Below are 14,013 nucleotides of genomic sequence, written 5' to 3' on the forward strand. Positions count from 1 at the left end.
GGCCCTCCAGAAAGACCCCCATGAGTTTGAAGTGCGGCATCGTGGGCTTGCCCAACGTCGGCAAGTCCACCCTGTTCAATGCCCTGACCAAGGCCGGCATCGCGGCCGAGAACTACCCGTTCTGCACGATCGAGCCGAACGTCGGCATCGTCGAGCTGCCCGACCCGCGGCTGCAGGAACTGGCCAGGATCGTCCAGCCCGAGCGCATCGTCCCGGCGATCGTCGAGTTCGTCGACATCGCGGGCCTGGTGGCCGGCGCGTCCAAGGGCGAAGGCCTGGGCAACCAGTTCCTCGCGCACATCCGCGAGACCGACGCGATCGTCAACGTGGTGCGCTGCTTCGACGACGAGAACGTCATCCACGTCGCCGGCAAGGTCGACCCGATCTCCGACATCGAGGTGATCCAGACCGAGTTGTGCCTGGCCGACATGAGCACGGTCGAGAAGGGGCTGCACCGCTACAACAAGGTCGCCCGCTCGGGCGACAAGGAAGCGCAGAAGATCGTCGCGGTGCTCGAGAAGTGCATGACCGCGCTGAACGACAGCAAGCCCGTGCGCACCGTCGCGTTCAGCAAGGAAGAGATGGTGCTGGTCAAGCCGCTGTGCCTGATCACCGCCAAGCCGGCGATGTTCGTCGGCAACGTCGACGAGAACGGCTTCGAGAACAACCCGTACCTCGACAAGCTGCGCGCCTACGCCGACGGCCAGGGCGCGCCGGTCGTCGCGATCTGCGCCAAGACCGAAGCCGAGCTGTCGGAAATGGACGACGAGGACAAGCTGATGTTCCTCGGCGAGATGGGCCAGACCGAGCCGGGCCTGAACCGGCTGATCCGTGCCGCGTTCACGCTGTTGGGACTGCAAACCTATTTCACCGCCGGCGTGAAGGAAGTGCGCGCGTGGACGATCCACATCGGCGACACCGCGCCGCAGGCGGCCGGCGTGATCCACACCGATTTCGAGCGCGGCTTCATCCGTGCGCAGACGATCGCGTTCGCCGATTTCGTCGCTTTCAAGGGCGAGCAGGGGGCGAAGGACGCCGGCAAGATGCGTGCCGAAGGCAAGGACTACGTCGTCAAGGACGGCGACGTGCTCAACTTTCTGTTCAACGTGTAACCCGCCCGTTGCCGATTTGTTTCAACGAAATGTGAATAACGGCAGCGCGGCGGGCCTCCAAGCCGCGCAGAATCCAGGGGTTTGACGGCTCGCACGACCGGGCCGCCCGCCCCCCGAACGGTGCCCGCCGCTTGCCCGACCACGCCTCAACCACCGACGAGCCCCCGCTCTCCCGCACCGCCGCGTTCGCGCTGACGGCTCTGCTGTACGCGATCGGCGGTCTGGCGGCGTTGCCGCTGGCGATCCCGCCCGGCTTCGCCGCACCGCTCTACCCGGCCGCCGGGATCGCACTGGCCAGCCTGCTGGTCTTTGGCCGGCGTGTGCTGCCGGCGGTGCTGCTCGGCTCGCTGGTCGTGAACCTGTCGCTGATGCTGTCGCGCCAGCCACTGAGCCCGATGACGGTCGCGGTGCCGCTCGCGATCGCGATCGGCGCCAGCCTGCAGGCGCTGGTCGGCGCCCGCCTGGTCAAGCGCCACCTGCAGCGGCCGCTGACGCTGTCGGAGCCGCGCGACATCGCGGGGTTCCTGCTGATCGGCGTCGTTTCGGGGCTGGTGAACACGGTGGTCGCCAATGCCGCGCTGTGGACTGCCGGCGCGGTCCTGACCACCGAGCTGCCCGCCAACCTCGCGACCTGGTGGATTGGCGACCTGCTCGGCGTGCTGATCGCTGCGCCGATCATGCTGACGCTGTTCGGCCGACCCCGTGACGCCTGGGCACCGCGACGCCTGAGCGTCGGGCTGACGATGGGGCTGGTCACGCTGATGCTGGCGCTCGGCATCCGCCAGATCGTGCAGTGGAACAACGAGCGCGTGCAGACCGCCTTCGACCACGACGCCGCCAACGCGGTGCAGGCGCTGAACGCGCAGCTGCGCGAGCCGCTCCAGGCGCTGGAGGCGCTGCGCGGCGTGTTCATCGCGTCCGACGATGTGACGGCCGCCGAAATGCACCTGGCCAGCGCCGCCTGGCTGGCGCCGGGCCGGCTGCAGGCGATGACCTGGAACGTGCGGCTGCGCCGCGACGAGGTCGCGGCTTTCGAGGCGCGCGTCCGCACCGAGGACGCACGCGAGCGCTACGCCGTGTTCGATCGCAACGACGCCGGCGCGCCCACGCCATCGGGCCAGGCCGGCAACCCGACCGACGACGTGCTGGCGTTGCGCCTGATCGAGCCGTTGGCCGGCAACACCGGGGCGCTCGGCGTCAACGTGTTGTCGGTGCCCGCCGCGCGCGCGGCGGTCGAGGCCACCCGAAGCACCGGCCTGCCGGCAGCGAGCGGAGGCTTCCGGCTCACCCAGTCGGCGAAGACCGAGGGTGAATACGGCGTCGTCGTCTATCAGGCGATCTACCTGCCGATCGATCCGCCGCCGGCCGAGCGCGCGGCCGCGATGCGCGGGGCCGTCGCGGTGGTGCTGCGGATGGATGCGCAGCTGCAGGCTTTGTCCACCCAGCTGCCCGCCTACCTGGCGCTGTGCCTGAGCGAGACGGTGCCCGGCGGCCCGCCGCACCGGCTTGCCGGCGCAGTGGGCTGCGAGACCAGCGCCTCGCGCCTGCAGTTGACGCGCCCGTTGAGCTACGCCGGTCGCCAATGGGAAGTGCGCGTGACGCCGGTCGAGGGCCAGTTGCCGGCGGTGCACAGCGCGGACGTCTGGCTGTTCGCGCTGGTCGGCCTGCTGTCGACCGCGGTGCTCGGCGGGTTCCTGCTCACCGTGACCGGCCGCACGCGGCGCATCGAGACGGCGGTGCGCGAGCGCACCGCCGCGCTGCAGGCCGAGGTGCGCGAGCGCGGCGTCGCCGAGGCGGCGTTGCGCGAAAGCGAGCAACGCTTCCGCAACATCCTGAACAACGTGCCGATCGGCGTGATCTACACGGACCTGCGCGGCAACGTGAAGCAGACCAACCCGCGCTTCTGCGAGCTGACCGGCTACAGCGCCGACGAACTGCTCGGCCTCAGCCTGGCGGACTACACGCATCCCGAGGACCTGGTGCAGGACGTGGAGCTGATGTCGCAGCTGGTGCGCGGCGAGATCCCGATGTACCGCCATCACAAGCGCTACATCGCGCGCAACGGCGAGATCGTGTGGGTGCAGGCCACGGTCTCGTTGCTGCGCGACGCCAACGCCAAGCCGCGCAGCATCGTCGGCGTCGTCGAGGACGTCACCGAGCACCTGAAGCTCGAGGAAGCGGAGCGCGCCCGCGAGGCCGCCGAGGCCTCGAACCGCGCGAAGAGCGAGTTCCTCTCGCGCATGAGCCACGAGCTGCGCACGCCGCTGAACGCGATGCTCGGCTTCGCCCAGTTGCTCGAGCTCGACCCGCGGCACCCGCTCACCGATGCGCAGCGGCCGTGGGTCACGCAGATCCAGCAGGCCGGCTGGCACCTGCTCGAAATGATCAACGACGTGCTCGACCTGTCACGCATCGAATCGGGCAACCTGCGGCTGCAGATCGAGACGCTGAACCTCGTGGAGCTGCTCGACGCGACCGTCGCGATGGTCGAGGGCGACGCGCAGCAGCGTCGCATCGCGATCTCGCGCGAGTTCGCGCCCGGCACCTCGACGCTGCTCGGCGACGCCACCCGCGTGAAGCAGATCCTGACCAACCTGCTGAGCAACGCGGTGAAGTACAACGGCGACGGCGGGCGCATCCACGTCGCAACGCGGCTGGTGGGCGACGATGCGCTCGAGATCGTCGTCACCGACACCGGCCTGGGCATGACGCCGGAGCAGCTGGCCGAGCTGTTCCAACCGTTCAACCGGCTCGGCCGCGAGCGCTCGACGCAGCAGGGCACCGGCATCGGGCTGGTCATCAGCCAGCGCCTGGCCGAACTGATGGGCGGCTCGCTGCGCGCCCACAGCGTGGCCGGCCAGGGCTCGTCGTTCATCCTGCAACTGCCGTGCTCCGCCGATCCGGACACGGTGCGCTCCGACCTCGGCACGCTCGCCCCCGAGACGGCGGACTACCACCGCCGCCTGGTGCACTACGTCGAGGACAACGAGACCAACGTCGAGGTGATGCGCGGCATCCTGGCGCAGCGGCCGCAGGTGGAGCTGCAGGTCTCGATCACCGGCCTCGACGGGTTGGCCGCGATCCGCGCGCGGCGGCCCGACCTGGTGCTGCTCGACATGCACCTGCCGGACATCAACGGCATGGAGTTGCTGCGCCACCTGAAGCACGACCCGTACAGCGCCGACATCCCGATCGTGATCGTTTCGGCCGATGCGCTCGCGCAGCAGATCGACGCGGCCTATGAGGCCGGCTGCACCCACTACCTGACCAAGCCGGTCAACGTGGCGGAGCTGCTCTCGGTCGTCGACAGCCTGCTCGAACGGGTCGACACCCGGTTCAGCTGAGGCCCGGGTCGCCCTGCACGCCGACCAGCGTGGGTTGGACTCTCGGCCGCTGCGTGTCGCGTCGGAACTCTGGGGTTCCCGCGGCCGTTTCGCTATAACCGCGGCATGACGACCACCGGAGCGACCCGATGAGCACGCTGCAGGCCTTTCTCGGCACCGACCTGCCGGTGATCCAGGCGCCGATGGCCGGCGTCCAGACGAGCGCGCTCGCGATCGCCGTGTGCAACGCCGGCGGCCTCGGTTCGCTGCCATGCGCGATGTTGTCGCCCGAGCAGATGCGCGCCGAGCTCGCTGCGATCCGCGCGCAGACCGACCGGCCGTTCAACGTCAACTTCTTCTGCCACACGCCGCCGGCGATCGACGCGCCGCGCGAGGCCGCATGGCGGAAGACCTTGACGCCGTACTACGCCGAGTTGGGCATCGATCCCGCCACGGTCGGCGCGGGCGCCGGCCGCGCGCCGTTCGACGCCGCATACGCCGACGTGCTGGCCGAGTTTCGCCCGCCGGTCGTCAGCTTCCACTTCGGGCTGCCCCCGGCCGATGCGCTGGCGCGGGTGCGCGCGTGGGGCGCGACCGTGCTGGCTTCGGCCACGACGGTGGCCGAGGCGCGCTGGCTCGAGGCCCACGGCGTGGACGCGGTGATCGCCCAGGGTGTCGAAGCCGGCGGTCACCGCGGCAACTTCCTCAGCGACGACCTGACCACGCAGCTCGGCACGTTCGCGCTGCTGCCGCGCATCGTGGCCGCGGTGCGGGTACCGGTGATCGCGGCCGGCGCCATCGCCGATGCGGCCGGCGTGGCGGCGGCCCGTGCGCTCGGCGCGTCCGCGGTGCAGGTCGGCACCGCCTACCTGCTGTGCCCGGAGGCCACGACCAGCGCGTTGCACCGCGCCGCGCTGCAGAGCCCGCAGGCCGAGCACACGGCGCTGACCAACCTGTTCACGGGCCGACCGGCGCGCGGCATCGTGAACCGGCTGATGCGCGAACTGGGGCCGATCAACGCCGCGGCACCCGCCTTCCCGCTCGGCACGGCCGCGATCGCGCCGCTGCGCGCCGCGGCAGAGCGCGCGGGCAGCGGCGACTTCTCGCCGCTGTGGTCGGGCCAGAACCCGAGCGGCTGCCGGGCGGTGCCCGCGGCCGAGATCACCCGCGCGCTGGCCGCAGGCTGGTAATTCGCAGCGGCGTCAGGCCGCGAGCGCCGGCACGCCCGGCTGGTGCTCGCCGCCGAGCGCGTCGATCAGGTCGGGAACCAGCTTACCGAGTTCGCCGGTGGCGATGGCTGCATCGGCCTCGAATGCCTCGTCGGCCTTCGGCTTGCTGCCGCCTTCGAACACGCCTTCGAGGAACGCGATCTTCTTGACCTGCATCGCCTCGGTCAGCAGCAGCGAGACGCGGCCCTGCCAGGTCAGCGCGAGCTGGGTCGGCACCTTGCCGCCGGCGATGTGCTGGCGCACCTCCTCGATGTCGAGCGCATGGCGGGCGTAGCGCACCGCCGACTTGCTCTCGTCCGGCGACTTCAGTTCGCACTCGCGATCGATGCTGAAGCCGGCTGGCGCGTCCCCGGTCGTCAGCCACTCCGACATCGCCGCGGCCGGCGACTGCGCGGTGTGCAGCGGCGTCAGCGCCAGGCCCTCGGCGGCCTTGACCAGCTGCGTGACCACGTCGTCCGCCTTGGCCGGGCTGCTGGCGTCGATCATCAGCAGCCGGTCCTTGGGGTTCAGCCAGACGCGGATCGCGGCCTGCTTGGTGAAGGCCTGCGGCAGCAGGTCGAGCAGCACCTCTTCCTTCAGCTCCTTCTGCTGCTTCTTGCCGGGCTTGCGGCCGGTGGCCTGTTCGATCTGCGCGGCACGCTCGTCGACCCGGCGCTTGACGACGGCCGACGGCACGACGCGCTGCTCGATCACCAGTTTCATCAGCCACTGGCCGCCGACCGATTCGAGCAGCGGCGCGTGCGCGACGCCGCGCGGCGGCGCCCAGCCGGCCGAGACCGGCTGGGTCGCGCCACATTCGACGAAGACCATCTTCTCCAGCCCGGCTTCGAGCTCGGCGCTGTTGGCGGCCCAGCCCGGGCCGATGCGGTACACGATCAGATTCTTGAACAAACGGACCTCTCGTTGAAAGGGGAGGCGCGGCGGACGCCGGCGCGGGAGGCGCGATTGTCCTCGCAATCAATCCCGGTTCGTGGCGGCCGCGTTGCGGGTCGGGCAGACCGCTTCCGGAAGGTCCAGCTCGAACCAGAACAGGCTGCCGACATTGGGTTCGCTGCGGGCGCCGATCCGCCCCTGCATCAGCTCGACAAGGTGCTTGCTGAGCGCCAGGCCCAGGCCGGTTCCGCCGTAGTCCTGCGCGATGGTCTCGTTGGCCTGCTCGAACTCCTGGAAAAGGCGCCCCAGGGCCTCGGCCGAAATGCCCATGCCGGTGTCCTGCACTTCGAATCGCAGCCGGACCACGCCGGGTGCCGAGCCCCCGCCGTTGCGGATGCGCACGTCGATCCAGCCGGCCCGCGTGAACTTGAGCGCGTTCGACATCAGGTTGACCAGCACCTGGCCAATGCGCAACACGTCCCCGAGCAGCTCGCGGGGCAGATCGGGGGCCGGGTCGACGTTCACGGCCACGCCCTTGGCCAGTCCCATCGAGACATAGGGGCCGGTGACCTGTGCCAGCCAGGGCTCGAGAGCGAAGGGCTGCGGGTTCAGTTGAAAGCGCCCGCTCTCGAGCTTCGACAGGTCCAGCACGTCGTTGATCAGCCGTTCGAGCGTCGCGGCGGAGGAATTGATCGCCGTCGTGAACCGCCGCTGCTTCTCGTCGAGCGCCGACATCAGCAGCAGCGAGCTCATGCCCATGACACCGCCGACCGGGCTGCGCAGCTCATGCACCACGTGGGCCAGGAAGCGGGGCAGCCGGGGCGACGGCGCCGAACTGGCCTGTGCCTTCACCTCCCGCTCGATGGCGTCCAGGCGACGCAGGTCGAGCGCCGACAGCCGGGGCGCGTTCGCCGGATCGCGTTCGATCTGGCTCGCCAGGTAGCGAGCGCGCGCCGAGACGTTCACCAGCGGCAGGCAGGCATCCCGGGCTGCGGTGGCGGCCTCGGCCGCCGCCTGGGTGTCGCCGAGCGCTTCGCAGGCTTCCCGCAGGTGATCCAGCAGCTGAACCCGGTCGTAGGCCGCGAGCTTGTGGATGACGATGCGATCGCGTTCCGCCTCGGCCAAGGCTCGCGCTTCCTGGAAGCGCTTTTGCGCGCACAGCAGGCGGACCGGCACGGTCGGCCCGAACGGGTATTCGTTCCTGCGGATGTGCGTGTACTCGGGACGCACCTGATCCAGCCAGGCCTGGGCTTCGTCGAGCCGACCCACGCCGATCAAGGCGATCGCCATGCGCGTGCGGCTCGCTTCGAGCATCGGCAGGGCGCCCTCTGCGTTGGTGTCCTCGACGAAGACGGCATGGGCCTCCTCGGGTCGGCCCAGCAGGTCGAGCGCCTCGATCGTGTGCGCCGTGGCGATGAACGCGGTCGGTGCTGGCGGGTAGTCGCGCCAGATCGCGCGCGCCCGTTGCAGGTGCGGCAGCGCCTGCTCCGGATTCAAGGTGTCCTCCAGCAGGAAGCCGCCCAACTCGAGGCATGCCGCGGCCAGCCACCTGCGGTGGCCGGCGTCCTCGGCGAGCTGAAGGAATCGATAGAACCACCGCAAGCCGTCGTCGTGGTTGCCGGTGTACTGGTTGGCGACGGCCAGGTGGTGGGCGGTGATGCTGCGCTCGAAAGCGGGACGCGTGTCGGTCGGGATCCGGGCGAGCCGCTCGCACATGGCGATGGCCTCCATGTGATGCCCATGCGTCAAGCGTGTCCAGGCGGCGAGATCGTCCATCATCCACACGCCCCGCTGGACGCCGAGCGCCACGCACTCCGCGCGCGCCGCGCCCACCCGGGCGAGCATCTCGCTCTCCGACAGCAGGCGAACCTGACCGATCAGACGAAAGTAGAGGACCAGCGCTTGTGTTTCGGCGTCCCCGGTGTCGCGTGCTCGCTCGAGCGCCTTGTCGGCCAGCCGCGCCATCGGGGTGTCGCCGCGGCCGCCACTGCCGAAAAGCTCGTGCACCCGGGCCAGCAACTCCGAGGCTGTCATCGCGTCGAAGGAGTCGAAATCAGCCACGCCGTCATTCTGGAGGCCGGGTCGCCCGGGGATGGACCGGTCCTGAACCGATGCGGCAAGACTTCTCATCGGTGTCGCCAGACGACCAACCGCCCTTCGTAGCCGCAGATGTCAGTGACCACACACTTGGAGACCCTCCTCGCACTGCGGTGTGACATCATGACCAGACGATCGTCGCGATAGTTGAAGCCGATCAGCACTCCCACCCCACGAGTGCTAATATTTGCGGAACTTGAAAGGGGTTCGGCGTGTCTGATCTCTCCATGAACACTTCCACTGCCACTGCTGCTCTGACCGTCCGCGACCCGTGGGCCCTGGTGCCGTCGCTGGGCAACCTCGACGCCTACATCACGGCGGCGAACCGCGTTCCGTTGCTGACGCACGAGGAGGAAATCGCTTACGCGACCCGCCTGCGCGCCAGCGGCGACCTCGAGGCCGCCGGAAAGCTGGTGCTCTCGCACCTCCGCTTGGTCGTCTCGATCTCGCGCAAGTACCTGGGCTACGGCCTGCCGCACGGCGACCTGATCCAGGAAGGCAACGTCGGCCTGATGAAGGCCGTCAAGCGTTTCGACCCGGACCAGGGCGTTCGCCTGGTCAGCTACGCGATGCACTGGATCAAGGCCGAGATCCACGAGTACATCCTGAAGAACTGGCGGATGGTCAAGGTTGCGACGACCAAGGCCCAGCGCAAGCTGTTCTTCAACCTGCGCTCGATGAAGCAGAGCCTGAAGGACGACGCGCTCGATGTCGACACGCACCGCAACACGCTGACCCAGGGCGAGGTCGACACGCTCGCCCGCACGCTGAACGTCAAGCGCGAGGAGGTGCTGGAGATGGAAACGCGCCTGTCCGGCGGTGACGTGGCGCTGGAGCCGCAGACCGACGACAGCGAGGACGCCAGCTTCGCGCCGATCGCCTATCTGGCCGACGAGGCCAGCGAGCCGACGCGCGTGCTCGAGGCGCGCAACCGCGACTGGCTGGCCGGCGACGGCATCGCGCTCGCGCTCGACGCACTCGACGCCCGCAGCCGCCGCATCGTCGAGGAGCGCTGGCTGAAGGTCAACGACGACAGCTCGGGCGGCATGACGCTGCACGACCTGGCGGCGGAATACGGCGTGAGCGCCGAGCGGATCCGCCAGATCGAGGTCGCGGCGATGAAGAAGATGCGCAAGGCCCTGGCGGAAAGCGTCTGACGCTGGAACGCCCCATGAAGAACGGCCCCGCGGGGCCGTTCTTTCTTGCCCGGGCGGATCGAACTTCAGCCCTGCGCGATCAGCGCCTTGACGTCGGCGGTCAATCCTTCCGCGCCGGCACCGTAGCGCTCGAACAGGCGCACGTTGCCCTTGGCGTCGAGCACGAACGCACCGGCCGAGTGGTCCATCGTGTAGCTGCCCTCGGTCTTGCCGGGCACCTTCTCGAAATAGATCTTGAACTCCTTGGCCGCCGCCTTGGTCTGCTCCAGCGTGCCGCGCAGCGCGACGAAGCTCGGGTCGAAGCTGGCCATGTACGACTTCAAGATCTCCGGTGTGTCGCGCTCGGGGTCGATCGTGACGAACACCGCCTGCAGCTTGTCGCCGTCCGGGCCGAGCGCCTTCTTGACCTGCGCGAGCTCCGCCATCGTCGTGGGGCAGACGTCCGGGCACTGGGTGTAGCCGAAGAAGATCACCGTGACCTTTCCCTTGAAGTCGCCGAGCGTGCGCGGCTGGCCGTTGGCATCGGGCAGCGCCAGCGTCTTCGCGTAGTCGACGCCGGTGATGTCGGCGCCCTTGAACTGCGGCGCCGGCGGCTTGCCGAGCCCGAGCTTGTCGCAGCCGGTGAGAGCGGCCACGCCGAGGGCGGCGGCGAGCAGGACGGATCGACGCAGGTGATTCACAGCAGCGGCCTCAGATAGTGATCGACGAGCAGGGCTGCGAACAGCAGCGACAGGTAGACGATTGAAAAGCGGAAGGTCTTGCGCGCGAGCGCGTCGGAATAGTCGCGCCACAGCTTGAATGCGTAGCCGACGAAGCCGGCATTCAGCAGCAGCGCGGCCACGAGGTAGATCACGCCGCTCATGCCCTGGATGAACGGCAGCAGCGTGCCGGCGAACAGCACCAGCGTGTACAGGAACACCTGCAACCGCGTGAACTCGGCGCCGTGCGTGACCGGCAACATCGGCAGGCCGCTCTTGCGGTAGTCCTCGACGCGGTAGAGCGCCAGCGCCCAGAAGTGCGGCGGCGTCCACAGGAAGATGATCAGGCACATGATCAGCGCCTCGGGCCCCACGTCGCCGCGGATCGCGGCCCAGCCGAGCACCGGCGGCATCGCGCCCGAGGCGCCGCCGATCACGATGTTCTGCGGCGTCATCGGCTTGAGCAGCACGGTATAGACGACCGCGTAGCCGACGAAGGTGGCGAAGGTCAGCCACATCGTCAGCGGGTTGACCCAGAAGTACAGCAGCGCGCTGCCGGCCGCGCACAACAGCGCCGAGAACGTGAGCGTCTGCGTGTTGGTGAGCTGGCCCCGCGCGGTCGGCCGCCACGCGGTGCGTGCCATGCGTGAGTCGATGCGCTGCTCGACCAGGCAGTTGAACGCGGCAGCCGCGGCGGCAACGAGCCAGATGCCGGCGGTGGCAGCGAGCGCCAGCGTCAGGTCCGGCAGGCCCGGCACGGCCATCAGCATGCCGATGACGGCGCAGAACACGATCAGCTGCACCACGCGCGGCTTGGTCAGCGCATAGAACTGGCGCGCGCGGGACGGCAGCGAGGTGGCGCCGACGGGAGCGGCGGGAGAAGGGGCGACGGTATCGGTCATGGGCGGTGCGAGGGGCGCATTTTACGGAGCCGGCCGCAGCGGGCGATGGCGCAGACCCTGCGACGCGCGTGCCGGGCCCGACTGTCGGGCTCGCGTCAACAGCATCGAGAACATCACGACGCCCGCCGCGGCGCCAGCCGTGTGGCCGACCGCCCCCAGCAGCGGCCAGCCGAGCAACACGTTGCTGAGGCCGGTCGCGAGCTGCCAGACCGCGATCGCGGCAACGCCGCGGGCCCAGCGACGCAGCGCGGGGTCGCCGGTCGCGTGCAGCGCCGACGCGAACCCCGCGAGCGCCGCCAGCACCACATAGGCGCCGAGACGGTGGACGTAGTGGATGGCGGTCAGCGCCTCGAACGACAGCGCGCCCCCGTCGCGCCCCTCGCCGAGTTCGCGCAGCAGCGCGAAACCATGCGCAAAGTCCATCGGCGGCCACCATGCGCCCTGGCAGGTCGGGAAGTCGCGGCAGGCGAGCACCGCATAGTTGGTGCTGACCCAGCCGCCGAGCGCGATCTGGAGCGCGCCGAGCACGGCGATCGCGATCGCGGCAGCGCGCAAGCGGGGCGACAGGGACAGCGGCACGGGCTTGTAGCCTTCCTTCTGCACGGCCAGCAGCACCAGCAGCGTCAATCCGCCGAGCAGGTGCGCGGTGACGATGGCCGGATAGAGCTTCATCGTCACGGTGAGCGCGCCGAACGCGCCTTGCACGCAGACCCAGACCAGCGTCGCGGTCGCCCACCACGGCGAGATCGGCAGCGCCTTGCGCCGTGCAGCGACCCAGCCCAGGATGGCGAGGAGCGCGATCAGCGCACCGACGCCGGTCGCGAGGTAGCGGTGGATCATCTCGATCCAGGCCTTGCCGTGCGTGACCGGGCCGGTCGGCAGGGCCGTCTGCGCCGCGTGGATCTCGGCGTGCGCGCCGAGCGGGCTGGCGCTCGCATAGCAGCCCGGCCAGTCCGGGCAGCCCAGGCCGGAATCGGTCAGCCGCGTGAAGGCGCCGAACAGCACCAGGTCGAAGGTGAGGAACAGCGTCAGCACGGTCAGCGCCTGCAGTCGTGCCGCGAGGCCCTGCCCGCGCGCGCGCCGCCAGACCCACGCGAACGGCAGCAGCGCCAGCACCGCGCCGAACGCGACGATCGCGAGCAGCGGGCCCAGGTCGTAAGGTGCCGGGGAGGCCATGTCCTTCAGCGCCCTGCCTTGTCCCAGCCGGCGGAGGCGCGGAGCAGCTTGACGACGTCGGACTTGAGCTTCGCGGGCTCGGCGTCCGGTGGCGCCCGCATCATCCAGTTGCCGAGCGGGTCGACGATGTAGAGATGATCTTCGAGCGTCCGCCCCGCCGCCGGCTCGAACCAGGCCGCGAGCGCGGGGCGCGGCACGCGCAGCACGGTCGCGTCGGTGTTGGTCGTCACGCCGGCCAAGGTTTCGGGGCGAGGCGTGGCGCCGTCGGTGATGAGCCACAGCTTGTCGACCCGGTCGGCGTCGCGGCCGAGCGTCTCGCGCAGCTGGCGCTGCAGCCACAGGTGCTTCTCGCAGGCCGCGTCGCAGGCCGCGTTGGAGACGACGACCAGCAGCCACTGCCCCTTCAGGCTCTCGGGGCTCACTGCCCGGCCTTGCAGGTCGGTCAATGGCAGCGTCCCCGGCAACGGGCGCTGCGGCTGGATCAGTTCGCTGTAGTTCGTGCGCCCCTCCGGCCGGATCACGAAGTAGGTGAGGTACGACGCGATCACCGGCGCGGCGCAGATGGCCAGCACCAGCAGCATCTTCAGGCGGCCGCTCTTCGTGCGACGCGTCGCGTCGCCGTCGAGCGCCGGGGCGGCCATCGAATGGACGGTGAAGCTCAGCGGCGAATCACGCTCGGGCATCGTGCCTCCGGAGGCGGGGGCGGACGAGTTGGAACCAGACATACAGACCTGCCATCAGCGCACCCAGCGCGAACCACTGGAACGCGTAGCCGTAGTGCTTTTGAACATCGACCGCGGGTCGCGGCCATTGGCGCAGCAGGCCGTCGCCTGCGGTGCTCGGGGAATCGGCCTGCAGCACCGACAGGGGTGCCAGCGGCAGGCCGGTTTCGCGCGTGAACTCGCCGAGGTCGAGATTTTGCCGGATCAGCCCGTTCGCCGACGGCGCGAACTCGTACAGCCGCGCCGGCGGCGGGGCGATGTGGCCCTCCACGTCGACCGGCCCGGCGGGTGTTGCGACCCGCGGCAGCAGCGTGCGGTCGCGCAGGTCGCGGGGCACGAAGCCACGCTGCACCAGCACCACCTCCGGCCGGCCCTCGAGTTGCAGCGGCGTGACGAGGTAGAAGCCGACGCGCGCGTTCATCTGCCGGTTGTCGAGGAAGACGTTGCGCTCCGGCAGCCAGCGGCCGCGCAGGTGCACCGGCCGGTAGTGCTGCGCCTCGACCATGTCGGCGCTGCGCGGGAGTTCGGCCGCGCCCAGCGGGCTCAGTCGGGCGCGCGAGTCCAGCGCGTCCTGCAGCGCGATCTTCTGCGCGGCGCGCCGGAGTTGCCAGGCGCCGAGATTGGCGGTGACCGCCACGCCGATCAGCGTCGCGACCAGCACGACCGCGGCACGGCCCTTCCCGCTCAGCGCCATCGGCGACCTCGCGGCGGATAATCGGTGCGC

The 14,013-nt window shown here is 69.9% G+C and carries 11 protein-coding genes; 4 read left to right on the plus strand and 7 right to left on the minus strand.

Annotation, left to right across the window (positions count from 1 at the left end; genetic code table 11):
- Positions 1-20 precede the first annotated feature (20 nt).
- The 3 genes from ychF (at position 21) to ACWH49_RS05685 (ending at position 5,625) form a co-directional block, all read left to right on the plus strand.
- Entirely contained in the window at positions 21-1,112 is a 1,092-nt protein-coding gene (ychF, locus tag ACWH49_RS05675) for a redox-regulated ATPase YchF (protein WP_448170580.1), read from the plus strand.
- Positions 1,113-1,243: 131 nt separating this feature from the next.
- Entirely contained in the window at positions 1,244-4,456 is a 3,213-nt protein-coding gene (locus ACWH49_RS05680) for a PAS domain S-box protein (protein ID WP_448170581.1), read from the plus strand.
- Positions 4,457-4,584: 128 nt separating this feature from the next.
- Positions 4,585-5,625 (plus strand): NAD(P)H-dependent flavin oxidoreductase, encoded by a 1,041-nt coding sequence (locus ACWH49_RS05685; protein WP_448170582.1) that lies wholly within the window; start codon positions 4,585-4,587, stop codon positions 5,623-5,625.
- A 12-nt stretch (positions 5,626-5,637) separates the two neighbouring features.
- Here ACWH49_RS05685 and ACWH49_RS05690 read toward each other — a convergent pair whose 3' ends face one another.
- The gene (locus tag ACWH49_RS05690; RefSeq protein ID WP_448170583.1) at positions 5,638-6,555 is read right to left on the minus strand and encodes a recombination-associated protein RdgC; all 918 of its coding nucleotides are present in this window, start codon (positions 6,553-6,555) and stop codon (positions 5,638-5,640) included.
- Between the two features lie 66 nt (positions 6,556-6,621).
- Positions 6,622-8,667, minus strand: a complete 2,046-nt coding sequence (locus ACWH49_RS05695) for an ATP-binding protein (protein ID WP_448170584.1) — start codon at positions 8,665-8,667, stop codon at positions 6,622-6,624.
- Between the two features lie 194 nt (positions 8,668-8,861).
- Here ACWH49_RS05695 and rpoH point away from each other — a divergent pair, with 194 nt between their 5' ends.
- Positions 8,862-9,791: an RNA polymerase sigma factor RpoH gene (gene rpoH / locus ACWH49_RS05700; RefSeq protein WP_448170585.1), complete on the plus strand. Its 930-nt coding sequence runs from the start codon at positions 8,862-8,864 to the stop codon at positions 9,789-9,791.
- 65 nt (positions 9,792-9,856) lie between these two features.
- Here rpoH and ACWH49_RS05705 read toward each other — a convergent pair whose 3' ends face one another.
- The 5 genes from ACWH49_RS05705 to ACWH49_RS05725 are packed head-to-tail and all read right to left on the minus strand — an operon-like array spanning position 9,857 to position 13,983.
- Positions 9,857-10,471 carry an SCO family protein gene (locus tag ACWH49_RS05705; RefSeq protein WP_448170586.1) on the minus strand — a complete coding sequence of 205 codons (615 nt, stop codon included), beginning with the start codon at positions 10,469-10,471 and terminating at the stop codon, positions 9,857-9,859.
- Positions 10,468-11,391 carry a heme o synthase gene (gene cyoE, locus ACWH49_RS05710; protein WP_056465114.1) on the minus strand — a complete coding sequence of 308 codons (924 nt, stop codon included), beginning with the start codon at positions 11,389-11,391 and terminating at the stop codon, positions 10,468-10,470. The genes ACWH49_RS05705 and cyoE overlap by 4 nt, the downstream gene beginning before the upstream one ends.
- A 21-nt stretch (positions 11,392-11,412) precedes the next feature.
- On the minus strand, positions 11,413-12,567 hold the full coding sequence (locus ACWH49_RS05715; protein WP_448170587.1) for a COX15/CtaA family protein: 1,155 nt from the start codon (positions 12,565-12,567) through the stop codon (positions 11,413-11,415).
- Between the two features lie 5 nt (positions 12,568-12,572).
- Entirely contained in the window at positions 12,573-13,250 is a 678-nt protein-coding gene (locus ACWH49_RS05720) for an SCO family protein (RefSeq protein ID WP_448170588.1), read from the minus strand.
- Positions 13,237-13,983, minus strand: coding sequence for an SURF1 family protein (locus tag ACWH49_RS05725; RefSeq protein ID WP_448170589.1), 747 nt, complete (start codon positions 13,981-13,983; stop codon positions 13,237-13,239). The genes ACWH49_RS05720 and ACWH49_RS05725 overlap by 14 nt, the downstream gene beginning before the upstream one ends.
- Positions 13,984-14,013: the final 30 nt, after the last annotated feature.

Source organism: Rhizobacter fulvus (genome assembly GCF_964020785.1).